Source organism: Oceanicella sp. SM1341, assembly GCF_003448965.1.
Taxonomy (GTDB): Bacteria; Pseudomonadota; Alphaproteobacteria; order Rhodobacterales; family Rhodobacteraceae; genus Paroceanicella.
On sequence record NZ_QRGC01000007.1, the window covers coordinates 170,916 to 196,103 of the forward strand.

A 25,188-nucleotide genomic window follows, 5' to 3' on the forward strand; every position below is an offset into this window, starting at 1 on the left:
CCGGGCGTTCGGGCCCCGGCGCGTGGCATGGAGCCTCCGCCCGGTACGGTCAGGGAATGTCGGGTGCAGATACACCGGGGTGCGGCGAGGCGCCGCTCAGCCGGTCGAGAAACGCATCGCGGGTGCGGGTGCTGTCGTACTGGTAGATGTAGACGGCGCCCGGCTGCATGATCGAGATCGCCCGCACCGCGTCTTCGGGGCCGAGGGCATAGGGCGGGTAGAGCGGCAGCAGGGCGAGATCGACATCGCGCAGCTCCAGCATCTCGGGAACGGCCTCTGTCGAGCCGGCGATGAACAGCCGCTGCCCCTCCAAGGACACCAGGTAACTGTTGCCGCGCCCTTGCGGATGCCATTGCGCGGCCTGTCCCCCGAGCCCGTATGCGGCCACGGCCTCGACCGTGAACCGCCCCAGCTCGGCGCTGTCGCCATTGGGGAGCGAGATGGCCCTGTCGCGCAGGGCCGCCGGAAGCCGTTCCATCACGTAGGGAGGGACAATGATGCGCGTGTCCGGCCCGGCGAGATCCTCGAGCGTGTCCGGGTCGAAATGCTCGTCGTGTTCATGCGAGACCAGGATCAGTTCGGGCGTGCCGAACGCCGCGTAGCTGCTGGCGCTCCCGGTGGGATCGGTCACGATCGCTCCCGCTGCGGTCGAGATCCCCACGCTCATCTGCCGGACGGATCTCACCGACACGCTGCCGTTTTGCGACGGAAATTCGATCGTCTCCTGCGCGACCGCGATCGGGCCGGAGTTCAGGCAACCCGCGAGCCCGACAGCGGGCACCAGCACGGCAAGCGAGAGAAGAGCCGGGAGCGATCTCCTCCGCGACGGCCGATCGGCGAAGTTTTTTTCGGGGGCGGACATTGCGATTTCCTCTATCCGTGGGACACGCGTCCTCGTGGAGGGCGCGCGAAACGGGGCGGATGCCGGTTTGCGGGCAGGGCGGGGCAGGGCGCGTTTCCGGCCCCGCCGCGCGGGGTCAGGCGAGGGCGGAGTGGCCGGAGGGCACGAACTCCTGCCCCAGGGTGGCCCGGAGCTGCGCCGAATCCTCGCTCGGCGTCAGATTGAACAGGCGCCGATAGTCGCGATTGAACTGGGACAGGCTCTCGTAGCCGACCTCGTAGGCGACTGCGGAAATCGTGCTGGCGCCGGGCAGGTCGCGGCGGGCCTGCTGCAGGCGCACGCGCTTCTGGAACTGCAGCGGCGACATGGAGGTCACCGCCCTGAAGTGCCGATGAAAGCTGGGGACGCTCATGCCGGTCATTCCGGCCAGGTCGGGGATGCTGAGCGCTTCCGAGAAATTGTCCCGTATCCAGGCGGTCGCGCGCCCGATCCGCGCCGCGTGGCCGTTGGCGAAGGCGAGCTGGCTCAGCTGCAGTGCGTGCTCGGTGTGCAGCAGCCTCCAGGTGATCTCGCGCCGGATCAGCGGCGCCATCACGTCGATGTCGCGCGGCCGGTCGAGCAGGGACAGCAGCCGGATCAGCGGGTCGTGCAGGTCGGGGGAAAGCTCGTGCATGGCTGCGATGGGTGTCGCGTCGGGGTCGGGACGCAGGCCCGAACGGTCGCGCAACAGCTCGACCACGACCTGCGGGTCGAGGTCGAGATGGACCGCCAGGTAAGGCGCGGCCGGACTGGCCTCGGTCACCTGCGAGGTCACCGGAACATCCGCGGCGCAGACCAGCGAACCCCCGGCCCTGTAGTGAAAGGGCTTCTCGGCGAGCATCAGCTGCTTCTCGCCCCGCGCGACCACCCCGAACGACGGCTGATAGAGCCAGTGGCCGATCTCGGTGGGGTAGTCGGACCGCACCACCTTCAGTCCCGGGATCTCCGTTTCGAAATCGTACCGGGCGTGACGTTCGATGACTTCCAGCAGATCGGCAAAACTTGGTGTTTCCACGGCGATTCAACCTCTGACATGTTGCGTGACGGCAAACTCGTCTGCCGGCGGGGGGCGGCGAGGCGCCCATGCGATCGGTACGAGTGTTTCGCCCGGCCGTGATCTGATCACACCATCATCGAGCGTATGGGGCTATGCAAATCCTATCAAGCCCGAGCGCGATCCGATCAGCGTCGGACGTCTCCGCCTCGCGCGGCCCGGGGCCGCGCCGCGTTTCGCATGGCAGTCTCCGCTGTTTGAGAGCAGTGCACCACTCCCTGATCCGATCCGCATAGAAACCGGGCCGCGACAACCGCACCATCTCCGACAGCAGCGCCGATCGGCCCGAAGCATGGACACGAGGAGATGAAAGATGGAACTGCGACAACTCGGGAACAGCGGACTGCATGTCTCGGAGCTGGCCTTCGGCGCCATGACGTTCGGCGGCAGCGATGGCATCTGGGGGCAGGTCGGGCGGCTCGGCCAGGACGATGCCGACGCCCTGGTGAAGGTGGCCCTCGATGCCGGGATCAATCTCTTCGACACGGCGAATGTCTATGCGCAGGGCCGCAGCGAGGAAATCCTCGGCCAATCGCTGCGAAACCTCGGCGTCGCCCGCGATGACGTCGTCATCGCCACCAAGGTGGCCTCGGCGATGGGGGAAGGGCCCAACCGCCGCGGGGCCTCGCGCGGGCACATCCTGTCCGAGGCCCGGGCCAGCCTCAAGCGGCTGGGGCTCGGACACATGGACCTCTACCAGATCCATGCCTTCGATCCGGAAACGCCGGTCGAGGAGACCCTGGATGCCCTGGACACTCTGGTGCGCGCGGGAGACGTGCGCTACATCGGCCTCTCGAACTGGGCCGCCTGGCAGATCATGAAGGCGATCGGCATCACCCGCGCCAGGAATCTCGCTCCGGTCACGTCGCTGCAGGCCTACTATTCGCTGGTCGGCCGCGATCTCGAGCGGGAGCTCGTGCCGCTGCTGGCATCCGAGGGGGTCGGGCTGATGGTCTGGAGCCCGCTTGCCGGCGGATACCTGACCGGGAAATACTCGGGCGGCGGTGACGCGGAAGGCGGGCGGCAGACCGGGCTGGACTTTCCTCCGATCGACCGGGCCCGCGGCGAGCCGCTGATCGCGGAACTGCGCAAGGTGGCGCAGAAGCACGGCAGCGGCCCGGCGCAGGTGGCGATTGCCTGGTTGCTTGCCCAGCCCGTCGTCTCGACCGTGCTCATCGGCGCGAAGCGCGTCGGACAGTTGCACGACAATCTCGAGGCGACCCGGATCAGGCTGGATCGCGAGGACATGCTGCGGCTGGATGCGGCCAGCGCCTTGCCCCGCGAGTATCCGGGCTGGTTGCTGCAGGCGTGACCGGGGCGCCTGGGCGAACGACGGGGCCACACCGCTCTTGTGGCGATCATTGCGGTGCGGGTGCCGTTCGTGCGTCTCTCGGACAAGAGGCCGGCGCGGGGGCGGAGACCCGTGTGTGCTGACAACGGCAGCGCCTCGGGACACGGCCATCCGGACCGCGGAAACAGATGAGACGGAGTGACATGATGAAAGTATTTGTTGTCGGGATCGCGGGCGGTGTCGGTCGCCGGGTTGCAGCGCGCCTCGTGGCGCAGGGCGATCAGGTGGGCGGGCTGGTCCGCAGGCCGGCCCAGGTCGAGGAGCTGGCCGCCGAAGGTGTCGCCGCGACGCTCGGGGATATCGTGAAGCTTTCCGCCGAGGAGCTCGCCGGGATCATACGCGGGCATGATGCGGCCGTCTTCACGGCGGGTGCCGGGGGGGAGGGCGGTCCCGAAACCGTCGACCAGATCGACGGTGCCGGCCCGGGAAAGCTGGCAAGGGCAGCCGCGATCGCCGGCGTCAGCCGGATTGTCCTGGTATCGGTCTTTCCGGAGGCCTGGCGCGAGCGGCGCATGGACGAGGAGTTCGAGCACTACATGGTTGCGAAGAAGCAGGCGGAGGTCGAGCTCGTGCTCACCGATCGGGACTGGGTCATCGTGCGCCCTTCGGCGCTGAGCAACGCCCCCGGTACCGGCCTTGTCGATCTGGGTCTCGCGAAGGTTCACGAGGAGATCACCCGCGATGACGTCGCGGAGACGGTCGTGGAGGTTCTGCGCCAGCCGGACGTCAGCCGCATCATCCTCGAAGTGACCGGCGGCCCGACCCCGATCGCGGATGCCGTCGCGGCCATGGCCCGGACGTGACGCGGGCAGGGCCCCGCCGCCCCCTGCCTCCGCGGAAGCCGTCGCATCGCGACCGGGACAGGCCGGGGGCGGGAGGCCCGCGCCGGCTCCTGCCCGGGGCCCAGCACCCGGGCGCGTCCTGCCGAAGGCGCAATTCGCAAGGCCTGCCGAAGGCGCAATTCGCAAGGGATGTGCCCGGAATGACCGGCCGGGCGGAACCGGCTGCCCGGGCCGGCCGGCTCGGTCCGGCGGCGCTCCGGTCGCGGGAGGGGCGCGCTTTCGGCCCGCTTCAGCCCGCCGGGGATGCCGTGGCGACCTGGCTGTCCCAGCCCGTCAGGGCAACCCGGGCAACAGCCTCCAGCGACGCCCGGCCCACCCGGTCACGCGCCAGGATCGACATGCCATTCTGGACCGTCTGAACGAAGCGGGCCAGGCCCTCGACATCCACGCCGGCGGGCAACTCGCCCTCGTCCACCGCTGTCTCGATGCGGCGCTTCAGCCGCTCATAGGTCAGGTGGCGCGCCTTGCGAACCAGCTCGCCGAGCTGCTCGTTTCCCTCGCTCCCCACGGCAGACAGGGTGACCATGCAGCCGCGCGGGATATCGGCCACCTCGCCGCTCAGCGCTGCGGCGGAGTCCTGCAGAAGGCCCGAAACCGCTTCGCGGGCCGTGGGGGCGGCGAAGAACCTGTCCCAGACGAGTTTCTCGTAGCGGGCCCGATAATGGTCCACGGATTCGGCGTAGAGCGCCTCCTTCGAGCCGAAGGCGGCATAGAGGCTGGGTGACCCGATGCCCAGGGCCGCCGTCAGGTCCGAAATCGAGGTCGCCTCGTACCCGCGCTCCCAGAACAGCCGGGTCGCGGCTTCGAGCGCCGCGTCGCGGTCAAAGTTCCGCGGCCGACCGCGGGGTCTTCGGGAGCCTTTATCTGCCTCGGGAAAATTCTTCATCGATCGATACATAAATCCGTTGACCTCGTCTGGCAAGCTCTCTACCTATTTATGTGTCGAACGATACATAAATACCGGCGCCACCGGGAGCCGGGGGCGCCGGCCCGCCGATCTTCCGTGGTGGCGGAGCCGGCCTGCGCCCGCAGGGCACGTCACGACGGTGCACATCTGAAGAAGGACAAGAGCCATGCTCGACAAAGTCATTTTTCCCGCGGATCACGACCCACGGGTTTCCTCGCTCTACGCGCTCAACGAAATCGACGCCCGGGCACCGATCGAGACGGTATGGAAACTGCTGGTCGAGGCCGGGAGCTGGTTCGAGCACTTTCCGGCCGAGAACCGGATCAGCATCCTCGGAGGCGCGCGGGAGCTGGGCCCCGGCACGCGTTTCACCCGGGTCACCGTCGGTTTTGCGATGAGCTGCCGGGTCACCGAGCATGTTCCCATGCGCCGGCTGGCCTGGTCGACCACGGTCGAGGGCGACGAGACCGGGTCGACCGCCTACCACGGCTGGGTGCTCACGCCCACCGCGACCGGCACCCACATCCTCACGGAAGAGACCCTGCAGGGGCCCTTCTATCTCGAGGAGATCGGCCGCAAGGCACCCGGTGCGCTCTACGACTATCACCAGACCTGGGTCGAAGGCCTCGCGAAACGCGCCGAAGCGCTGGCCGGATACTCCGGCGCCTAGCCCCACCCTCTCCCGACACCGGACCGGATATCACCCCGTGACGCACAGGCGCGGCACGGGACCGGTCCCTGTCATCCGAAAATCACGCATAAGGACCACACGCATGCATCCCACGAAACGCACCATCGCGGCAGCCGCCCTGTCGCTCGCCCTGCCTGTCGCGGCGGCCGCCCAGACCACGGACAAGGGGAGCCCCTACGAGGGGATCGACGTCTCGACCGAAGCGCTGGTCGGCGAACTCGACGGCTTTGCCAGCAGGTTTGCCGAGGTGAACGGCATCCGCATGCACTATGTGACCGGCGGCGAAGGTCCGCCCGTCATCATGATGCCCGGCTGGCCGCAGACCTGGTGGGCCTTCAACAAGATCATGCCCGACCTGGCCGAAGACCACACGGTGATCGCCGTCGACATCCGCGGCATGGGCGAGACCGACAAGCCCGAGGGCGGCTACGACAAGAAGACCATGGCCGCGGATATCCATGCGCTGATCGGCGAACTGGGATACGACGCGGTGCATCTGGTCGGCCACGACATCGGCTCGCAGGTGGCCTATGCCTTCGCCGCGAACTATCCCGAGGCAACGACCTCCGTCAGCTTCCTCGACGTGTCGGCCCAGCCGCAGAGCACGCGGGACATGCGCCTCGTGCCCTCCGCGCCGCTGACCGGGGAGTTCCGTCAGGATTTCTTCCTCTGGTGGTTCGCGTTCAACCAGGTCCATGACATGCCCGAAGAGCTGATCGAAGGCCGCGCGCACATCTACCAGAACTGGTTCTGGGACTCGCTGCTCTACAATCAGGACGCGCTGAGCGAGCGGGACCGCGCGGTCTATGCCGCGGCCTACAACACCAGGGACGGCATCCGGGGCGGCAACGGCTGGTATCAGGCCTATCCGACCGACCTCGACGACCAGCTGACCTACCCGGACAAGCTGGAGGTGCCCTCGCTGGGGATCGGCGGGCTGGGCAACGTCCTGCTCGTCGAGTTCCTGCAGGGGCGGTTCGTGAACCCGCGGCTCGAACACCTGCCCGAGGCCGGTCACTACGTGGCCGAGGAAGCCCCGGAAGAGGTCACCGCCTCCCTGCGCGCGTTCCTCGCCTCTGTCGAGGCAGAGTGATCCTGCGGGCGGCCTCCCTCGAGGGGGCCGCCTCGGGCGCGGGAGCGGCCGGTATCGCGCCGCCGGCGCGTCGGCGTTGCCCGCGATCGGTCCGGCCGGCCCGGATCACGGCAGCAGGCCCGTCGTGCGGTAGCTCTCCACCAGCGTGTCGAACAGCCCGATGTCCGCCCGGCTGCGTGCGAGAAGCTGCGCCCCCGCGATGGCCGCGAAGATCGCCCTGGCCCGATCCTCGCGCGAGGCGGCATCGCCCAGCCCGGCCTCGGTGAGCACCTTGCCAAGCCAGGCGACATTGACGTCGGCAAACGCCTGCACCTGCGTCTTCACCGTGTCCGGGAGATCGTCGTACTCGGCTGACATGAAACTGCCCAGGCACAACCTGTTCTCGTTCTCGAGCGACCTGCGGAAGATCCACGGATACCGAACCAGCGCCGCCCTCGGGTCGGGCGACTGCTCCAGCAGCTCGTCGAGCTCCGCCGCCGTGTCCTCCCAGTACCGCTGCGCGACCGCGGCACCGAGATCGGCCTTGTTCTCGAAATGATAGTAGATGCTGGCTGCCTTGATGCCGACGGCGCTGGCAAGGTCGCGGAAGTTCAGCCCGCCATAGCCATGCGCCTGCGCCATCTGCCTGGCGGCCGCCAGAATCGCTTCCCTTGCATTCCTGCTCATCGCGGACCCTTTCGACCTGCGCTGCGAGTTACCTACCAATTGTTAGATAGTCCTTGACGGCGGGAAGGGGAAGATCTATCTGGCTGTCTACCAAGTGTTAGGTAGGCTTCGGCAGCCACGCGACGGGCACAGTCCTGCGCCTGGCATCCATCAGGAGACGCACCATGAGCGAAGACATCACCTATTCCGACGCCACCGGGCTGGCGGCACGCATTCGAAACAAGGAACTGTCGCCGGTAGAGGTCGTGCAGGCTCACCTTGATCGCATCGAGGCGGTCGACCCCGAAATCAACGCGATCGTCACGCTGGCGGACAATGCCCTCGCCGAGGCGAGAAGGGCGGAGGCGGCGATACAGGCGGGCGAGGATGTCGGGCCGCTGCATGGCGTGCCCTTCACGATCAAGGATTCGATCGACACGGCGGGCGTCCTGACACAGCGTGGCTCGCCGATCTTCAAGGGGCGCGTCCCCGAGGTCGATGCCACCAGCGTCGCGCGGCTGAAGCGGGCAGGGGGCATCCTCCTCGCCAAGACGAACCTCCCCGAGTTCTCCTACTGGATCGAGAGCGACAACCTGCTGACCGGGCGCTCGAACAACCCCTGGGACCTCACGCGCACCCCCGGCGGGTCCAGCGGCGGTGAATCCGCGGCGATCGCGGCGGGCATGTCGCCCCTGGGCCTGGGCACGGACCTGGCCATCTCGGTTCGCGGCCCGGCCGCCCAGACCGGCATCGTCTCGCTCAAGGCCACGCATGGGCGGGTGCCGATGACCGGCATTTACCCCCGTGCGCCGCGCCGCTTCTGGCACGTCGGCCCGATGGCGCGCAGCATCCGCGACCTCGCCCTGGCTTTCTCGCAACTGGCCGGGCCGGATGGCAAGGACGCCTTCGCCACGAGCACCGCGGCGTTCGACGCGGGCATCGGGCGTCAGCCGTACCGCCAGCTCCGTGTCGGCTGGCTGGTCGAGCCCGGCTTCGGCCCGATCGACCCCGAGGTGGCGCGGACAGTCGAAGCCGCGGCCGAAGCCCTCAGGGAGAGCGGCCTCCATGTCGAGCCCGTCCGCATTCCCGCGCTCGAGAAGGACTTCGCCCTCGATGTCTTCAACAAGCTCCACGTGATGGAGATGAAGCCCGAGTTTGCCGCCGTGACGGAGGGGCACGAGGACCAGATGTACAAGATGTCCAGGACGATGCTCTCCCTTCCCGATACGTCGCTGGGGGACTACATCGCCGCCGAGCAGGCCGCAGAGCGTCTTCGCGACGGGTTCGCGGAATACTTCGCGAAGTTCGACGCGCTGATCACGCCGGTGCTGCCGCTGCCCGCGCACAAGCACGGACAGGAGGAATTCGTCATCAACGGCCGGACGGTCGACGCGACCTATCTGCAGGGCGCGACGGTTCCCCTCAACGTCACCGGCCTGCCCGGCATCTCGATGCGGTTCGGCACCAGCACGGAAGGGCTGCCGATCAATGTCCAGATCGTCGGAAGCTGGCTGGCTGAAACCACGATCCTCAACGTGGCCTCGACCCTCGAAAGCGTGAGCCCGGTCCGTGGCCTGCGACCTGCGCTGTGAAGCCTCGCGCGCCCGGCGGCAAAGGCGGCCGGGCGCCGATGCAATGCGGGGCAGGGCGCTCCTTGACAGCCGCCGGGGCGATCCCCACTTATTCGACCAGTCGGCTAGTTTGGAGCAAGCAATGGCCAGGACAAGGACATCTGACAAATCCGGTGACGTGAAGATCCACATCCTGGACAGCGCGAAGGCCCTGGTTGCGGCGCGCGGCTTCTCCGGCGTGGGGCTGAGCGAGATCGTTGCGGCAGCCGGCGTGCCGAAGGGGTCGTTCTACTATTACTTCGAGTCCAAGGAGGCTTTCGGGCGGGCCCTGCTGGAGCACTACTTCGAGGGCTACCTGGCCGAGCTTGAGACCATGCTGGCGGACGAGGGGAAACCCGCGCGCGAGCGGCTTCAGGCCTACTGGCGCTTCTGGAGGACGAACCAGGAAGGCAATGATCCGGAAGGGAAATGCCTGGCGGTCAAGCTGGGTGCCGAAGTGTCGGACATTTCGGAGGACATGCGCCTTGAGCTTCGCAAGGGCACGTCGAGGATCGTCAGCCGCCTGTGCCGAACCCTGAGGGACGGCCTCGAGGACGGTTCGGTCGAGAGCACGCGCAACCCGTTCGACATCGCGGAGACCCTCTATCAGCTTTGGCTCGGTGCAAGCGTGATGGCGAAGATCGAACGCAAACCCGCGCCCTTCGACGCAGCCATGATCGCGACGGACCTGCTGCTGTCGGGAAAATAGCAGCAGCGGGCCCGGGCGGCTTGACAGCCGGTGCTTCGTCACCAAGTAATAGACGACCGGTCAGTTTTAATATCGAGAGCGACCGGAGCATGGCCCGCAACGATGACAGCACCGTACGGCCGCCAATGTAGCGCGCAGGCGGCAGGAGCCGGGCCATGGCCCGATGCCCGAAGGCGGCGCGAGGCGGTCGCTCCGGCAGGCCGCGTCGCCCGGCGCCGGGCCGGAGGAGGAACAGGAGTTTTCATGAGGCCCGCGCGCCCGGGCAAGGCAAAGGACACCGGGGCCGAGGTTGATTGAAGCGAAGCCGGGCCGCCACCGCGCCAACGGTGACGACCCGGTCGGAAGGGGTCGCGGGAAGCGACCTCCGGTCAGGGAAGACCTGAAGGATGTAACGGCCCGAGGGCTTCCCTTACTACCACCAGGAGTAGTATCATGAATGAACGTACCACGATAAACGTTCCGGCAGAAGACAGCAGCTTCTTCTCGGATCCGTACCATCTCTCGATCGCGGGCAGGCTCGTACGGGCGGAGAAGACGTTTGACGTCATCAATCCCGCCACCGGCGAGGTGTTCGCGCAGGCCCCTGCGGCGACCGCCGAACAGCTGGACGAGGCAATCGCCGCGGCCAGGACCGCCTTCCGGAGCTGGTCGGCTCTCGGCTACGACGCGCGCGAGGTCTACCTCAAGAAGTTCGCCGATGCGCTGGAAGAGAAGCGCGACGAGCTCGCCTATCTGCTGACCCTCGAGCAGGGCAAGCCGCTGGTCACCATGGCGATGCCGGAAGTCGACCAGTCGATTTCATACATTCGCCAGATCGCCGAACGCCGTATTCCCGTCGAGATCGTCGAGGACACCGCCGACCACATCGTCGAGCTGCACCATGTCCCGCTCGGCGTGGTCGGGGGCATCACGCCGTGGAACTTCCCGGTGCTGCTCTCGCTGTGGAAGATCGCCCCGGCGCTGATCACCGGCAACACCTTCGTGCTGAAGCCGACACCGTTCACCCCGCTCACGGCCCTGCGCTACGGCGAAATCGCCCAGAGCGTGCTGCCCGCAGGCGTTCTGTCGGTGGTGACGGGGGGCGACGACCTCGGGCCGCAGCTGACCAACCACCCCGATATCGCCAAGATCAGCTTCACCGGCTCGACCGAAACCGGCAAGCACGTGCTGCGCGCCGCGGCCGGCTCGGTCAAGCGCGTGACGCTCGAGCTCGGCGGCAACGACGCCGCCATCGTGATGCCGGATGCGGATTACGAGGCGATCATCCCGCAGCTCTTCTGGGGTGCCCTCGGCCACCAGGGGCAGTGGTGTGTCGGTATCAAGCGGCTCTACGTTCCCCGCAAGATCCACGCCGACTTCGTGAAGGCCTTCGTGGACTACGCCCGGACCGTCAGGGTCGGGAACGGCCTCGATGCCGAGGTCGGTGTCGGTCCGGTCCAGAACAGGATGCAGTTCGAGAAGCTCAAGACCTTCCTGGCCGACATCAAGGCGAACGGGCAGAACATCGTTCTGGGCGGCGAGATCGACGAGACCCGGCCGGGTTACTTCTTCCCGATCACCGTCGTCGACAACCCGCCGGAAGACAGCAAGATCGTCCAGGAGGAGCAGTTCGGCCCCATCGTGCCGATCCTCGTCTACGACGATGTCGACGAGGTCGTGGCGCGCGCCAACGATTCCATCTGGGGTCTGGGTGCTTCGGTCTGGGGGCGTGACACCGGGGCCGCTGTCGCGGTCGCCAACCGGATCGAGGCCGGCATGGTCTGGGTCAACGAGATCCAGACCCAGGGCGTCGACATTCCCTTCGGCGGGGTCAAGCAGTCGGGTCTGGGCACCGAGCATGGCCGCGAAGGCCGTGAGCTCTTCACCAATCCCAAGACCGTGCTGATCCACAAGTGAGCGCCAGCGGGGGCGGCCCGGACGGGGCCGTCCCCGCACCGCCTTCATCACCCACCAGGAGTTCAGGACGCCGCTCCCGGCCACGCCCGGGCGCCGGGTCGTTCTGTGCCTGCCCGAACGGAGACACCCCGATGACACATGCCGATCCCTACTTCACCCCGGTGACGCTTGGCCGTCACACCCTTCGCAACCGCATCGTCCTGCCCCCGCTGACCCGGCAGAGGGCCGCCCGCCCGGGCGACAGCGCAACGTCGCTCATGGCCGAATACTACCGGCAACGCGCCGGCGCCGGCTTCATCGTGACCGAAGGCACGCAGATCGAGCCGCGCGGACAGGGCTATTCCTGGACGCCGGGCATCTACTCGATCGCCCAGATCGAAGGCTGGCGCCAGGTCACCGACGCGGTGCACGCGCAGGGCGGTGTGATCTTTGCACAGCTCTGGCATGTCGGCCGGGTCTCGCACCATGCGCTGCAGCCGAACGGCGATGCGCCGGTCGCCCCTTCCGCGATCGCGCCCGAGAAGGTGAAGGCCTTCATCGAAACCGCGCCCGGTGAGGGGCAACTGGTCGCCCCGCCGACGCCCCGCGCCCTGAGCGTGGCCGAGATCCACGACCTCGTGGACATGTACGCCCGGGCGGCGCGCAACGCGCTCGCGGCGGGTTTCGACGGGGTCGAGCTGCATTCTGCCAACGGCTATCTCATCAACCAGTTCATCTCGGAGCATTCCAACACGCGCACCGACGAATACGGCGGCTCGCTCGGGAACCGCCTGAGGTTTCTCCGCGAGGTGGTCGCCGCGGTGTCCGAAGCCGTGGGCGCCGACCGCGTCGGTGTCAGGTTCACGCCTCTGTTCGAAAGCACGGACCAGGAGCGCGTCTATATCGGCCTCGTCGAGTCAGACCCGCATGCGACCTATATCGAAGCCATCCGGATCCTCGAGCAGGCGGGCGTCGCCTATCTGTCGATCGCCGAGGCCGACTGGGAGGGCGCGCCCGATCTGCCGATCGGTTTCCGCGAGGCGGTGCGCGAGGTGTTCTCGGGTCGCGTGATCTGCGCCGGCAGATATACGGTCGAGCGCGGCGCGAAGCTTCTGGAGAGCGGCCTTGCCGATCTCGTCGCCTTCGGCCGTGCCTTCATCGCCAATCCCGACCTGCCCGAGCGCATCGCCAATGGCTGGCCGCTCAACCCCCTTGATCCGACGACGCTCTACGGCGGCGCGGAGAAAGGCTTCACCGACTACCCGACCTACCGGGCCGGGGCGGTGGCAGCCGCCGGGTAGCGTCTGTCCGGCCGCCCGCCGAGCATCCGAAACGAGCACACCGGCGGAGGCGCGGGAGCGCCCCCGCCAGAGCAAGCAGATGGCGCGAGATGCGCCTTCATGAAACCGGAGCAATGACATGAGCAACAACATCGAAGACAAGGTCGTCCTCATCACCGGCGGCAGCAGCGGCCTGGGCGCCGAAACCGCACGCCTTCTGGCTCGAAAGGGTGCCAGGGTCGCCGTCGCCGCGCGCCGCGCGGACAAGCTGGCCGAGGTCGTGTCCGAGATCGAAGCCGGGGGCGGAACGGCCCGGGCCTACGCCCTCGACGTGACCGACAAGGCCCGGATGGAGGCGGTGGTGGCAGCCGTCGTCGCCGATTTCGGGCGGATCGACGTGCTGGTCAACAATGCCGGGTTGATGCCGATCCGGCCCATGAGCGAGGTGAACACCGATGAATGGGACCAGATGATCGACGTGAACGTGAAGGGTGTCCTCTACGGGATCGCCGCCGTTCTTCCGCGGTTCCTCGATCAGCAGGGCGGACACATCATCAACCTCAGCTCGGTGGCCGGCATCAAGGTGTTCGCGCCGGGCGGAACGGTCTATTCGGGCACGAAGTTTGCGGTCAGCGCCATCTCGGAAGGGCTTCGTCAGGAAGTCGGAGAGCATATCCGCGTCACCTCCATCGAGCCGGGCGCGGTGGAGAGCGAGCTCAAGCTCGGCACGACGGGCACCGCGACGGGGGCGGTGCACGATTTCTACGAGCGCGCGATCCCGGCCGCCAGCGTGGCCCGGGCCATCGCCTTCGCGGTCGAACAGCCGGCGGATGTCGACATCAATGCGATCGTTCTGCGCCCGACCAGCCAGCAGTTCTGACCGGGAACCGGGCGGGAGCGGGCCCCCGCAAGGCAGGCTCGGCTGCCGGGCGGCAAAGCTGTCCGGCCAACGAAAGGCGCGGCGATCCGCTCCCCCCGGATCCCGCGCTCTTTCCGCGCGCTCCCCCGGCGCGTGGATCCTCCGGCGAACGACGCCCGGCCCGAAGCGCCGTTCGGCTTGGCCGGGGTCGGTCCGGTCTGCTTTGCTCGCCCGTCCGGGCGCGGCGGCGGTGCGGCTGCCTCCGGGGCCTCCGGCCCGGCCGCTTCCCGCGCGCGCTTCACGGTGCGGGCGGTCGCGGCCGGGCGTCTGTCCAAAGCGCTTGTCTCGTGATAGACGGTGCCGTCGCCCGTCACTCGTACACGTGCCCTGTACCCGAGATCCTTGCGTTTGCGTGTGGTGATCGCGCCCGTGACGGTGGCCCCGTCCGCTCCGCAGGACCAGACAGGACGCCAGGATCGACGGGTTGGTCCGCAATGAACCGAAAAGTGTCGAACAGCAGGTGCCCGCAAGTGGATGAGAAAAGCATGAAGCACGGCAGATCGACGGCCGCCTGCCTGTCCATCGCCCCGATGATGGATGGGATTGATTTGTGTTTTAGATCAATCACTTGATGACTTATGTGTGCAGTATTTGCACACGAGTTTTCGTGCTTTGTTTCCTTCTCATTCGTGCGCTACGTTGCGATTCAGCGATCGTAACCCCGATCTTCATGTAATCTGCGCAAGCTCCTTCCGAATGAGGTGTCCGTCCCGCCATTAGGCTGGACCGATCGTCATTGCCGATATGGCTTGCGATCCGTGATCCCCAAGTGAGGCTGGTCTGGAAATCGCCGACCTAGCTCGCCCGGTCACCCGACCAGAACGGCCGTCATTGTCCGGACATTGGCGTCGATGCGCTCCAGCACTGCGTTGGGCACGACGGCGCGTTCGGGCAGATCCCACCAATGCGCATCGACCGCCTGAACGGTTTCGACAACCGCCTTCAAAACGGCGGGTTCGGGGAGCTTGGCGCGGTTGGCGAAAGCCTTCCAGCGCGCTGAGGTCAGTGCCTTGAAGGCGCGCTCGCCGCCGAGCGACAGGGCCAGGTTGTCCGCAGGAAGATAAGGGATGGTCGAGAGCAGGTCGTAGACGGGCGCGAGGGCAGGGGCGTTGCCGTCCCCGGGGTAGATCAGCGACCAGTTTTTCAGGTGCATGTCGCCGTTGCCCATGATCACCGAAAGCGCGAGACGCCGGACGAACTCCAGCGCCGCCAGCGGAGAAATGGCGATGCTGAGCGCTGATGCGATATCGTGATAGGCTGCACCTTCGTACTTGCGCGCGGGAGGAATGCCGAACACCTGGGCGAAATCCTCGATATGGATGCGCTGGCCGCCATGCTCGCGATCGAAGCGGCGCAGCAACAGGACCTGCCCCTCGGTTATGGTCTCGAATTCCGCTGGGATGCCGTCGAACTGGTCGCGGGTAACCAGCTCGCGCTCGGGCACCTCCATGCCGATCGCTTCGGCCAGTGCGAGGTTGGCAAATTCGTTCTCCGACACCGCCGGAAAAGCCGTGGAGGGGAACTTGGCGATATATTGTCCGTCGCCGTCGCCAAGCGGTACGGTCAGCCCGCCGCCCTTACCGGTGTTCTTCATCACCGAGAGTTTCATCTGGACGCCGGCCAGAGAGAAGCGGGCTTTCGGCGCCGTCTGCGTGGGCTTCGCCGGGGCCAGGGCAGGGCCGTCGCCCGGCAGGGCGCGCACAGCGCCGGGCAGATCGGCCCCGAGCGCTGCGAGCAGGTCGAAGTCATTCCCGGGACGGACGCGCCCGGCGTGATGCTTTTCCATCGCGTCGCGCAGCTTGTCCTCGGGAAGCAGGTTGGCAAAGAAAGCCGGCAGGGCACCTGCGATCGGCCGCGGATCCTTGCGCAGCCCGCCATTCGCCGCCCGGAAGGACAGACTGAGGATGGGGTATCCGCCTGTCGCGCGATAGGCAGGATCGAAGCTGAAAGCGTTGAAGTCGCCCGGGGTTCGGACGATGGTGCCGATCTTGTGCTGGTTCAGGAAAATGTCGAGCGCCTGAACATTGGCGGCGGTGCGCTCAGCGCTCATCGTCAGGCTCCGGCTGGGGGATGAAGGCCGGGGCATCCTCCCCAGCCTCGGGGTTAAGCAAGGTGTTGACCGCCGGCACCAGGAATTGCGGGATCAACATCATCTCGAGCCCGAGCGCGCGCGCAACATTCATCAGCGTGGTGGCGCGCGCGGCGGCGGCGCCTGTCTCAATGTCGCGGTAGCGCGGGCGGGAAATGCCAGCCAACTCGGCGACCTGTTCCTGGGTCAACTCGGCGGCCAGCCGCGCCCGTCGAAGCTGCGCGCCGATCGTGTGAAGAGAGGTTGTTTCAGGCACGAAGGATACCTTTGCGATTCATACAGTCCTCATTGATCTGAAAACATATCATTCCTCTACCATATTGGCAAGACTGTGATCTGTATTCGTATCTTTGCGTTGCGTGAAGGGCTGTATAGGTCTCATTGGCGCGATGAGCTAAGGACAACGGCATCAAGCCCATGTGTACCAAGTTTCTTGTTGCGCGCCTCTTCTGGCGAGCGGATTGTCTGCCTGCCAAAGTAAGCATTCGACGGGCAGACTGTTGCTCTCGCCTAGGGGGAGACCCTCACTTGAAAGCTCACCGCACCTTGTGCCCCGGCCGGATACAAGCCGGAGCAATTCCAACGAAGGTCACCCGAATAGCCGGGGCTATTTACGGTCGGTGATACGATAGAGCAGGTGACCCCACTTGAAATCGTCACGGGGCTCGGCACCGGACCGGCCAGGACCGTGTAGGGCGGTGTCCTGTCGAATATCTGGATATCGGATGCCGGCAGCGTCCCAGTATTCTCGAGGTAGATCCTGTACTCGAGCACATCTCCAGCGCCCGCGCCGTTGCTGACACCCTCGGGGGTACCTTGCGTCACGTTGCGGATTGTCTTGGACAGGGACAATGTCCCTTGCGAAGCTTCGACAGTGACACGATCACGGTTGCGATCTTCTTCAGTAATGCCGACGCCGTCATAGGTTGTCACCGCCAGCAGGTCGAATGCGTAATAGGAGCCTTGAGAGAGAGCAGCGGATGCCGATACCCTTGCGATGATGCAGATTACCGTATCCGCGTTGACCGAAAGTGCATCTGTGATCGGTTGGTCCGCTGTGCCGTCGCAGGAGAGATCGAGGTAGATCGCGGCCGAAAATCCTGCGCCGACATTGCTGTCCTGGGTGTCGATGGCAAAGGTGACGGAACCAGAAGCGTCCGCAATATACTCATGGCGCAATGCGACGACCTGTCCGGCTCGGATGACGCCTTGTTGATCTTCGTTAAGGCGCGCCTCCGTAATCAGCCCTACGTTGATGCCTTCATAGCTTTTCCCTGCTTCGGGGGTAAACATCACGCTGCCGTCGCGCGGGTCGGGATTAGACAAGCCGGGCAGGGCGGGTTGCGCTTCTGACACCAGATAGGCCCGTTCCCTTGGTTGTACTGTGATAGTCACGGCGTCGGCATATCCTGCGGGCAGGGTCAGGCTCCATCGCCCGTCAGCGGTCAGGGCAGGGGTGTCGATTAGATCTCCGGCCGCGTCGAACACTTGAACGGTAGCCCTGTCCGTTCCGGACTCGCTGCCTTCCTGAAGTCCGTCATAGGCAGTTGCTCCGGCGCCGTTGTCGAAGAATACCGTGCCGGAAAGGGTGGCACCGGTGCCGCTCAGCGCAACCGTCGCGTTGGCCTCATCGTCGTCAGGGATGCCGTCGCCCAGATCGTCGACCAGTATCCCGGTCTGCGGATCGCTGTCCGGGTCCGGCAGGTTGGATGCCGTGATTTCCGCGGTGTTGGTGTGCTCGCCGCTATCGCGCATAGTGACGCGGATAATCAGGCTGTGGCTGCTGCCTGCAGCGACGTCGCCCAGGGTCCAGAGGCCCGTGCCGCTGTCGTAGCTGTCGGATTGTGTCGTTGCATCGTCCGAGACATAGGCGAAGCCATCGGGGATCAGATCGCGCACCGTGACGCCGGTGGCGTTGCCTGGTCCTTCGTTAGTGACGGTAAGGAAGATCCAGCTCCTCGCCGAGGATCGCCTCACTCGCGGGTTGGCCGCTTGCCGCATTCAGAACGGTTTTGCTCAGCGACAGGTCCGCAGAGGCCGGGGCGGCGGCAAAGCCGAAGTCCTGGCTGCCGGTGGTCGAACCTGTCGCAACCGTAACCCCGGTCAAAGGGTTTGCTGTGGAAACGGTCAGACCTGCGGGAATCTCGGGGTCGTTCACGTCGACTTCTACCCGGTAGGTCAGTGTCGCATCCACTGTTTCGAACAGGTAGGTTCCATCGGAAAGGGTTTCCGCGGTAGCGACAAGAGCGTCGTCGGAGATATCGGCAGGGGTACCATTGTCGTTGTAGAGCGTGACGGAAATGCCGGCCGGCAGAGGCGTTTCACCGGCCTCGTAAACACCCGAACCATTGGCGTCCTGATAAAGTGCTCCGGCGACCGAGCCTTCGGCAAAGACGGACGAAGCGAAGGGGCCGGGCGCGCGGCACGACGCGCCGTCGTTACCCTGGTAGGTGAGGGCGGCGACCGTGCCCTGAAGCTCGATGAAGGAGAAGCTTGCCGGACGGCTTCCTTCGGAGCCAACCTCGACCGCGAAGACCTGCCGCGACTGGTTGTCAAAGGCATAGAGGAAACCGGAGCCGTCGAACCAGACCGAGTCCATGTCGATGGAAAAATACCCCGCGGGCAGCGGCACATTGCCCACGAAAGTTACGATGGTGGCGCCGGGCGTGCCGCCCTTTGCATCAATCGCATAGATGTCGCGATTGGGGTCAATGAAATACAGCATGCCATCGCGCGGATTATAGGCGATGTCGCGCCCGTAGATGGTGGGCTGCCCGGTGTCGAGCACGCCCAGGGCAACGGGGGTGGCCGGATCCGAAATGTCGAGCAGCTGATAGCGACCAAAATTTGTACCGGACATGTAGACCAGGATACCGTTGGGCAGGATGTCGCTGCTCGTGTCGGGAGACTCGATGGCAAGTGCCGACAGGTCCGCTACCTCGCGCACCTGACCCGACGCGTTGATACGCACTAGGGACCGTGGGCTTTGACGGACCCCGTAGATGTAGCCGTCGAGCTCATTGTACCCCCATCCGGTGACGAGATAGTTGCCGGTATAGTCGGGTGGCAACAGGGATTGAGACAGCGTGTAAGTTCCGCCACTTTCCGAGATGGTGAGGGCGCTTAGCGCCGGCAGGTTCTGCGAGGTTTCAGTGGCGATCATGTAGAACGTGTCCGAACAGGTCAGGGGCCCGTCGGGATTTGACAGGGTGACCAGATAATCCTCGACTTCGCCATCAAGGTTCAGCCCGTCGAACGGATCGGCGGTCACCGCGCTGGTGGTGGACCAACGCAGGCGAGCGTAGGTCGTGCCGCTTTGGATGTCTGCAGGGACGTCGATATTCAGGGTGATCTGGTTGTTGAAGGTGCCATCGGTGTCGCCTGTGCCGCCATCACGGTAGTCTAGCGCCACCTGTTCATTGGACTCAAAGGTGCCGTTCCGGTCGAAGTCGATCCAGATCTGCAGGTTGGTGATTCCGGGCACGAGTACCGGCAGGCCCAGGTCGTACTGGAGGCTCAGGGTCTCGTGGGTGCGCACGGTCAGCGGCACGGTGGTTCCGGCAACGAGTTCGGGAAAGGAGGCGACCGCGTCCTCGTCGTCGATTCCGTCGATGTCGTCGCCCTGGGCGTCGACGCTGAACTGGCTCGTGGTTTCGGTATCCGGAAGCCCGGCTCCAAGGTAGATCTCGGGCACCACCACATGGCGTGGGTCGCCGTAGCTTGCAGGCGCGTCGCCTCGGTCGACCAGGTCGGCGGCAACGATGACGAAGGAATAGTCTTCGACCTCGCCATCGAGTGTTGGGGCTGAGCTGCCAAGGCCCGCCTGGCTGGCCCAGCGAAAGCGCGCATAGGTCGTGGAGGTCGTGGCGTCGTCGGGTACGGTGACGGACACCTGCACTTCGCCATCGCCGGCGGCGATGTCGTCGCCTGTGCCATCGTCCCGCAAATCGGCTGCCACCCGCTCGACCGCGGTGTTCTCGAACAGTCCGTTGCCGTTGAAGTCTAGCCATGCCTGCAGGTAACCCTCGCCTGCGACATCGACCGTGATCGTGACGATAGTGCCTTGGGTCAGCACCGGAAGCACCACGCCGTCTTCGTCGTCTACACCCGCCAGATCATCGCCAGTCGCAGTGAGATCGGATTGCGTGAAGGGCTCTGCGTCGGGGACCGCGGTGCCAAGATAGACAGTTGGGCTTGAGGCGATGGCGTGCGTAGGCGACAGATAGGTCAGCGGCGCGTCACCGAAGTCGTAACCCAGGCTGTAGATCAGGGTCAGGTTCTCTGGGTTGGACTGAAGCCGGGTATCGAACGTTTGGCCGATCTCGCCCACCCCCGCGACGGCGGTGCCGGTCAGCCCTCCGGCTGAAGCAGAGGCAAACTTCTACGCCGCTCTGGAAACTGAAGACATGGCCGCGTAACTAACCGAAATCAGCCTCCGGAATACCCGGCGCGGTTCAGATCTGAGGTGGTGACTGGGCGCTGCCGGGCTATGCGCTAGCGGTTCGGTGGCGGGTGCCTGTATGTAACCTAACTTGGGCGGCCTTCGGGTCGCCCCTTTTTCTGTCGCAAGCGTCGGAGTACGTTGGGCATATGGACAAGGACAAATCCCAACTAGACCGCTTCAAGGAAGCCGCCCGCCAGCTAGAGACGGACGACGACGAAGAGCGGTTCAACGAACGGCTGAAGAAGCTGGCGAAGCAGAAGCCGGAGTTGAAAGAAGCCGATGCCGACAACGACGATTGAGTGGGTACAGCTTGCGTCGGCCGCTGTCTTTCCCCTTGTGGTTTTGGCCGTCATCATCAACCGGCGGGCATCCGGGAAGGGCATCGGTGTTCGCCTTGTCCAGTTTACGGCAGCAGCGATGGTTGTACCCGGCGTCGTGATCCTTGCTACCGGCGGCTATATCGGCGGAGAGACCAGCGCGGCCCTTATCGGGGCATTCATTGGCTACCTGTTCGCCAACATCGGGAATTTCGACAAGTCCGAGTAGTGGTTTGTCAAATATACAATCGCCAAATTTTTTGCGGCGCAATGCTCCCCTGAAGGCAGGTTGGGCTCTGTTGCCTTCAGAAAACCTAGACCTGATGATCGCGGAGTGAGCTGGCTGGCTCTCTTATCTCTCCCGCGGCTCAGACAACTAGAGTTTGCTGGTGTGACGTGCGGAGCCAGCCACCCGCATCGTTCAGATATGTGGAGGCGCAAAGTGCTTCATAGATGGGCAGATCGGGCTTCTCAGCGGAGGCATGGTAGCTGAGAATGACAATGTCACCACATTGCGTTGCTCTGCGCCCAGTCATCGCCACGGACCGCCAGCCGGTTCTGCGCTTCAGGCCGTGCCAGATCTGCTCACCCTGTAGGATACCCGGAGGGTATGGAAAGATCATGATCGCGTTTTCCGCGGTTGTCGCGCGCGCGTTGTCGGAGCCACTGGTCCAGAAGCGCTCTTCCATATCCCAGAGAATTTCCTGATCCGTTGGAGAGGGCTTGCCGATCTTATTTGCGGCATGCTCGAGAGTAGTCTTTCGCGGCACGGGGAGGGTCATTCGGCTGTCTCCCATGTACCGGAAAGGATTACCTGGATCAGGATCAGTATCACGACCGCCACTGACAGGATTGTTCCCGGCGAGAAGGCGATGCCCTTATGCAACGCATCGCTAAAACTCGTAGCGGCCGGTGCGGCACCCGGAAGGAGAGGGGCAAGGGTGCGGGCCACCTCTCCATTCTCCGTCGCGAGTGCAGGCACGTCTTTGCAGCGTGACAGCAGCGTTCCCAATCGCGAAACCGCGGCTTGACGACCCGAAGACGCAAGCTCGGCGGCCACTTCCCATGGATCGAGCTCTAGCCTGGCAAGCGCAGAGAGCACGGTCACGATGGAGCCATTTCGGTCTTCGCCGACGGAGGCGAAGAGAAACCGTTCCAGTGCGGGGTCATGGGGGTTGAGAATATCGGCTGCTGACATCGTTGTTTCCTCGATATATGTGATATGTGGCTCCGGATCGCGGCAGGTTTAGACGCAGAACGATTTGGTTCGCCAAGACCGACCGAGGATATTTCGGATTGCTTTGATCCTGCCCGAATCCGGCCCTATGCGGGCTGACGCAGATCAGTCTGCCGCCAAGCCGTCGTTCCTGACTGCCATACCGGCCCCGGTCATGTCTGCAAGCTCACCATTACGAGCGAGGCTAACCTGGGTCAGCGCGTGAATTCCTATCACCAGGTAGAAGCATTGATACCAGCAAAGTGAGCCTCCTTCCCGAAGCTAGGGGGACTCGGACTTGGTGCTGGACCCCTGCAGGTAGCACGGAGATCAGGTATGGCCATGCGCTCGACCAATTCGACTGTGACGTTCAAACACCCGTTTTTCTTGTCCGGTTACACGGATGAATTGCCCGCTGGCGATTATGACGTGGTCGTTCAGGAAGAGCTTCTGGAAGGTCTCAGCTTCGCGGCTTACCGAAGGACGGCGACGTATCTGACCGTTCGAGGAAAGGGGCAAAGGGCTGGACGGGTCGAACTGCGATCGACCAGCGAGCGGGATCTGGAAACGGCACTTGGCCTGGACCGGAGATTTCCGACCCGAGATAGCGAGACGGCGCTTTCCCCGTCGGAGGACTTGAAATGAACACTCCCGAATGGCTCAAACCCGGCATCTACGGCGCCGTAATCGGCGCGGTCATTGTCGGTGTCGTCGGATTTACATGGGGCGGCTGGGTGACCGGCGGAACTTCGAGCGACAGAGCCTTGACCATGGCCCACGAGGATGTTGTCGCGGCCATGGTGCCCGTTTGTCTGGAAATGGCCCGGACTGATCCGGAGCGGGCCGCAAAGATGGAAACAATCAAGGCTGCGTCAACTTACCAGAGGCGCGACGCGCTTATCAAGGCGGGATGGGCGACCGTACCCGGCACCGACGCTCCGGACCGCGACATCGCGCAAGCTTGTCTCGCAGAGCTCCAATTTTAGAGCCTCCGAATGCAACAGTCCCCGGATATCGGCAACGAAAAGACCCTGCCCGCGATGGAACAGTCTTCCGCTTCCCGAGCTGAGAGAACCGAGCTCGAACGTCGCGTGCTCGCTCATGAAAGGGTCCTTCAGGCGCTGATCGCATACATGTCCCGAACTGAGCCGCGGTTTGTCGATCATCTGAGAGAACGGTTCGTGGAACCGATGCGCATGGCTCGGCACGAGCACGACTATCGGGGGGCCGACGACTATGCGGAAGAATTCATCCGCGCCGTGATGCTTCTCGGTGAACCGCGCCAGCCGCCGGTCGATCCGTCGAAGGCTGCGAAACGCGCTAGCGCCTCTGAAAACGACAGATTGGAGGGCTCCGATCCGCATGCGCAACGCGACCAGGTTCTCGTCCAACAGAGAAACGGCATATGGCACGTGACGGTCAACGGCGTCTTTCGCGGCGACTACCACCAAGAGGAGCACGCCAACGCAGCTGCGGCATTGTTAAAGCTGTCACTGCCATGATCCTCGGCATTCAACCTACTGGACCGAGCGAGTTTGCGATCCAGGCAGCCGAGAACGAAGGCATGCCGACAAGACCAGATATTGCATCTGTGTTGCCGAATGTCTCGGCGGCGGGGCAGCAAACGGCACACTTCAGCCGATGCGCTCGAAATCCCACAAGCAAGCGAACTGCCCCAGAACTTGAAGGATGGAGCAAATGGCACACGATGCGCATTCACATGGCAGGACCCTCGGGCGCCTTTTTGCGAAACTGACTGCGGTGGCCGGCATGATCGCCTCTCTCGCGTTTCCGGTCTTTGCGCAGGACGGGACTGGACCGATCCCGCAGAACGCGCAGGCCCGCAGCTATGGCGGAGGGTGGAACTGTGTCCTGGGGTATCGGGTGGATGGCGCTGAGTGCCTTGCGATCGAACTGCCGGAGAATGCCTATGCGACGGGTCGTTCCTACGGAACGGGGTGGGAATGTCGCCGCGGATACGAAGAGAGGGGTGAGGCATCGTGCGCCCCCATCCTTGTGCCCGCCCACGCATTCCTGCAATCTTACGGTTCCGACTGGCAGTGCGAACGCGGATATCGGCAGGACCGCGAAACCTGCGTTCCAATCATCCTGCCGGACCACGCATTTCTCACGGAAGATCCCGGAGGCACAGGCTGGACCTGTGATCGCGGCTTTGCAGCGGGCGATGGCGCGTGCGTTCCAATTGCCGTGCCGGATAACGGCTACCTGACCAACACCGATTACGGCGATACATGGCGTTGCGAAAGAGGCTTTTCCGAGGTTGACGGTCGCTGCGATGCCATCGTGTTACCGGCAAATGCCTTTCTGGACACGGATTCGTATGGGCCGGGATGGCGCTGTGAGCGAGGATACGAGCGCAAGGATCGCAACTGCGTCGTGATCGTGCTGCCGGAGAACGCCCATCTCGATCGATCAGGCAATCGCTGGAGTTGTGACCGAGGCTTTCGATTGTCCGATGGGGTCTGTGCTCGTGGACGATGATCTACACGCCTTTGGCCCTTCTCGAGCGTCCGGCATGCGCGTCAGCTTAGGATGCCGCCTGCGCTACGCGTTGACCCAGCCGACGCCATTGATCGCGATGTTGAATGTGCACTACTCGCGCTTCGGTGATCTGGAGCGCGCCGACTATCTCGTGACCTCTCCCAGCGTCCCGCTCGAAAGCTACCGTGACGGATTCGGAAACTGGTGCACGCGCATGGTGGCACCAGCGGGCGATTTCACCTTGTCTTCGGATGGCGTTTTCCGGGATGGCGGGTTGCCCGACCCAGTTGCGCCGGGGGCGGTCCAACACGCGGTTCAGGAGCTGCCTTTCGAGACGCTCGTCTATCTGCTCGGCAGCCGATATTGCGACACGGATCTTCTTTCCGACGAAGCCTGGCGGCTGATTGAGAACACAAAGCCCGGATGGGCCAGGGTCCAGACGATCTGCGATTTCGTCCACGAGGCTGTGGCTTTCGACTATATGCAGGCGAATGCGACCCGCACAGCCTCTCAGACGCTTGCCGGCCGGGCCGGTGTTTGCCGTGATTTTGCGCATCTCGCCATCGCCTTCTGCCGCTGCATGAACATTCCGTCCCGCTATTGCACGGGCTATCTGAGCGATATTGGCGAGCCGGAGCCCTATCCGCCCGGAGATTTCGCTGCCTGGATGGAAGTCTTTCGTAAGCGGCGTCTGGGGCCCACGTTGTAGATGAGCTCTGGCGTTGCGAGGTGATACCCATCTCATGATGGGGAGTGCGTTTCGC

The 25,188-nt window shown here is 64.7% G+C and carries 26 protein-coding genes; 16 read left to right on the forward strand and 10 right to left on the reverse strand.

Going from position 1 to position 25,188, the window contains the following annotated elements; all coding sequences use genetic code 11:
• Positions 1 to 49: 49 nt before the first annotated feature.
• Both D3P35_RS09315 and D3P35_RS09320 read right to left on the reverse strand, forming a co-directional pair.
• On the reverse strand, positions 50 to 862 hold the full coding sequence (locus D3P35_RS09315; RefSeq protein ID WP_118134440.1) for an MBL fold metallo-hydrolase: 813 nt from the start codon (positions 860 to 862) through the stop codon (positions 50 to 52).
• 115 nt (positions 863 to 977) lie between these two features.
• Positions 978 to 1,895 carry an AraC family transcriptional regulator gene (locus D3P35_RS09320; RefSeq protein ID WP_118134441.1) on the reverse strand — a complete coding sequence of 306 codons (918 nt, stop codon included), beginning with the start codon at positions 1,893 to 1,895 and terminating at the stop codon, positions 978 to 980.
• 352 nt (positions 1,896 to 2,247) lie between these two features.
• Between D3P35_RS09320 and D3P35_RS09325 the strand changes: the two genes are divergently transcribed.
• A complete protein-coding gene (locus D3P35_RS09325) occupies positions 2,248 to 3,246 on the forward strand; it encodes an aldo/keto reductase (protein WP_118134442.1) in 999 nt (332 codons plus the stop codon).
• A gap of 182 nt (positions 3,247 to 3,428) precedes the next feature.
• Positions 3,429 to 4,088 carry an NAD(P)H-binding protein gene (locus D3P35_RS09330; protein WP_198670526.1) on the forward strand — a complete coding sequence of 220 codons (660 nt, stop codon included), beginning with the start codon at positions 3,429 to 3,431 and terminating at the stop codon, positions 4,086 to 4,088.
• A 268-nt stretch (positions 4,089 to 4,356) separates the two neighbouring features.
• Here the strand turns inward: D3P35_RS09330 and D3P35_RS09335 are convergent, their stop codons facing one another.
• On the reverse strand, positions 4,357 to 5,049 hold the full coding sequence (locus tag D3P35_RS09335; protein ID WP_198670527.1) for a TetR/AcrR family transcriptional regulator: 693 nt from the start codon (positions 5,047 to 5,049) through the stop codon (positions 4,357 to 4,359).
• A gap of 151 nt (positions 5,050 to 5,200) precedes the next feature.
• On the opposite strand from D3P35_RS09335, the gene D3P35_RS09340 reads away from it, so the two are divergent.
• Positions 5,201 to 5,704, forward strand: a complete 504-nt coding sequence (locus D3P35_RS09340; protein ID WP_118134444.1) for an SRPBCC family protein — start codon at positions 5,201 to 5,203, stop codon at positions 5,702 to 5,704.
• A gap of 103 nt (positions 5,705 to 5,807) precedes the next feature.
• The gene (locus tag D3P35_RS09345; protein WP_118134445.1) at positions 5,808 to 6,818 is read left to right on the forward strand and encodes an alpha/beta fold hydrolase; all 1,011 of its coding nucleotides are present in this window, start codon (positions 5,808 to 5,810) and stop codon (positions 6,816 to 6,818) included.
• A gap of 105 nt (positions 6,819 to 6,923) precedes the next feature.
• Here the strand turns inward: D3P35_RS09345 and D3P35_RS09350 are convergent, their stop codons facing one another.
• On the reverse strand, positions 6,924 to 7,484 hold the full coding sequence (locus D3P35_RS09350) for a TetR/AcrR family transcriptional regulator (RefSeq protein ID WP_118134446.1): 561 nt from the start codon (positions 7,482 to 7,484) through the stop codon (positions 6,924 to 6,926).
• Positions 7,485 to 7,648: 164 nt separating this feature from the next.
• Here D3P35_RS09350 and D3P35_RS09355 point away from each other — a divergent pair, with 164 nt between their 5' ends.
• The 5 genes from D3P35_RS09355 to D3P35_RS09375 all read left to right on the forward strand — a co-directional run bounded on the left by D3P35_RS09355 (position 7,649) and on the right by D3P35_RS09375 (position 13,817).
• A complete protein-coding gene (locus D3P35_RS09355) occupies positions 7,649 to 9,055 on the forward strand; it encodes an amidase (protein WP_118134447.1) in 1,407 nt (468 codons plus the stop codon).
• Between the two features lie 157 nt (positions 9,056 to 9,212).
• Positions 9,213 to 9,782 (forward strand): TetR/AcrR family transcriptional regulator, encoded by a 570-nt coding sequence (locus D3P35_RS09360; RefSeq protein ID WP_232830439.1) that lies wholly within the window; start codon positions 9,213 to 9,215, stop codon positions 9,780 to 9,782.
• A gap of 432 nt (positions 9,783 to 10,214) precedes the next feature.
• Entirely contained in the window at positions 10,215 to 11,678 is a 1,464-nt protein-coding gene (locus D3P35_RS09365; protein ID WP_118134448.1) for an aldehyde dehydrogenase family protein, read from the forward strand.
• Positions 11,679 to 11,809: 131 nt separating this feature from the next.
• Positions 11,810 to 12,958, forward strand: coding sequence for an alkene reductase (locus tag D3P35_RS09370; RefSeq protein WP_118134449.1), 1,149 nt, complete (start codon positions 11,810 to 11,812; stop codon positions 12,956 to 12,958).
• A gap of 118 nt (positions 12,959 to 13,076) precedes the next feature.
• Positions 13,077 to 13,817: an SDR family oxidoreductase gene (locus D3P35_RS09375; protein WP_118134450.1), complete on the forward strand. Its 741-nt coding sequence runs from the start codon at positions 13,077 to 13,079 to the stop codon at positions 13,815 to 13,817.
• A gap of 847 nt (positions 13,818 to 14,664) precedes the next feature.
• Here D3P35_RS09375 and D3P35_RS09380 read toward each other — a convergent pair.
• From D3P35_RS09380 to D3P35_RS09395, 4 genes are all read right to left on the reverse strand, one after another.
• Positions 14,665 to 15,906 carry a type II toxin-antitoxin system HipA family toxin gene (locus tag D3P35_RS09380; protein ID WP_118134451.1) on the reverse strand — a complete coding sequence of 414 codons (1,242 nt, stop codon included), beginning with the start codon at positions 15,904 to 15,906 and terminating at the stop codon, positions 14,665 to 14,667.
• Complete coding sequence (locus D3P35_RS09385; RefSeq protein WP_118134452.1) at positions 15,896 to 16,201, reverse strand: helix-turn-helix domain-containing protein; 306 nt, start codon at positions 16,199 to 16,201, stop codon at positions 15,896 to 15,898. The genes D3P35_RS09380 and D3P35_RS09385 overlap by 11 nt, the downstream gene beginning before the upstream one ends.
• A 254-nt stretch (positions 16,202 to 16,455) precedes the next feature.
• Entirely contained in the window at positions 16,456 to 17,844 is a 1,389-nt protein-coding gene (locus D3P35_RS09390; RefSeq protein WP_232830440.1) for a DUF11 domain-containing protein, read from the reverse strand.
• Between the two features lie 31 nt (positions 17,845 to 17,875).
• Entirely contained in the window at positions 17,876 to 20,275 is a 2,400-nt protein-coding gene (locus D3P35_RS09395) for a GEVED domain-containing protein (protein ID WP_118134454.1), read from the reverse strand.
• Positions 20,276 to 20,535: 260 nt separating this feature from the next.
• On the opposite strand from D3P35_RS09395, the gene D3P35_RS26510 reads away from it, so the two are divergent.
• The gene (locus tag D3P35_RS26510) at positions 20,536 to 20,688 is read left to right on the forward strand and encodes a hypothetical protein (RefSeq protein WP_198670529.1); all 153 of its coding nucleotides are present in this window, start codon (positions 20,536 to 20,538) and stop codon (positions 20,686 to 20,688) included.
• The gene (locus tag D3P35_RS09400) at positions 20,669 to 20,935 is read left to right on the forward strand and encodes a hypothetical protein (protein WP_118134455.1); all 267 of its coding nucleotides are present in this window, start codon (positions 20,669 to 20,671) and stop codon (positions 20,933 to 20,935) included. Before D3P35_RS26510 ends, D3P35_RS09400 begins: the two co-directional genes overlap by 20 nt.
• A gap of 139 nt (positions 20,936 to 21,074) precedes the next feature.
• Here D3P35_RS09400 and D3P35_RS09405 read toward each other — a convergent pair whose 3' ends face one another.
• Together D3P35_RS09405 and D3P35_RS26090 are read right to left on the reverse strand one after the other, a co-directional pair.
• Positions 21,075 to 21,488, reverse strand: a complete 414-nt coding sequence (locus D3P35_RS09405; protein ID WP_232830441.1) for a hypothetical protein — start codon at positions 21,486 to 21,488, stop codon at positions 21,075 to 21,077.
• Positions 21,485 to 21,904, reverse strand: coding sequence for a hypothetical protein (locus tag D3P35_RS26090; protein ID WP_157982085.1), 420 nt, complete (start codon positions 21,902 to 21,904; stop codon positions 21,485 to 21,487). Before D3P35_RS26090 ends, D3P35_RS09405 begins: the two co-directional genes overlap by 4 nt.
• Positions 21,905 to 22,258: 354 nt before the next feature.
• Between D3P35_RS26090 and D3P35_RS09410 the strand changes: the two genes are divergently transcribed.
• The 5 genes from D3P35_RS09410 (at position 22,259) to D3P35_RS09425 (ending at position 25,133) form a co-directional block, all read left to right on the forward strand.
• Positions 22,259 to 22,567, forward strand: a complete 309-nt coding sequence (locus D3P35_RS09410; RefSeq protein ID WP_043870064.1) for a hypothetical protein — start codon at positions 22,259 to 22,261, stop codon at positions 22,565 to 22,567.
• The gene (locus D3P35_RS09415; RefSeq protein WP_118134457.1) at positions 22,564 to 22,908 is read left to right on the forward strand and encodes a hypothetical protein; all 345 of its coding nucleotides are present in this window, start codon (positions 22,564 to 22,566) and stop codon (positions 22,906 to 22,908) included. The genes D3P35_RS09410 and D3P35_RS09415 overlap by 4 nt, the downstream gene beginning before the upstream one ends.
• A gap of 9 nt (positions 22,909 to 22,917) precedes the next feature.
• Positions 22,918 to 23,424, forward strand: a complete 507-nt coding sequence (locus D3P35_RS09420) for a hypothetical protein (protein WP_232830442.1) — start codon at positions 22,918 to 22,920, stop codon at positions 23,422 to 23,424.
• A 196-nt stretch (positions 23,425 to 23,620) separates the two neighbouring features.
• Complete coding sequence (locus D3P35_RS26095; protein ID WP_157982086.1) at positions 23,621 to 24,424, forward strand: hypothetical protein; 804 nt, start codon at positions 23,621 to 23,623, stop codon at positions 24,422 to 24,424.
• Positions 24,425 to 24,458: 34 nt separating this feature from the next.
• The gene (locus D3P35_RS09425) at positions 24,459 to 25,133 is read left to right on the forward strand and encodes a transglutaminase family protein (protein ID WP_118134458.1); all 675 of its coding nucleotides are present in this window, start codon (positions 24,459 to 24,461) and stop codon (positions 25,131 to 25,133) included.
• Positions 25,134 to 25,188: the final 55 nt, after the last annotated feature.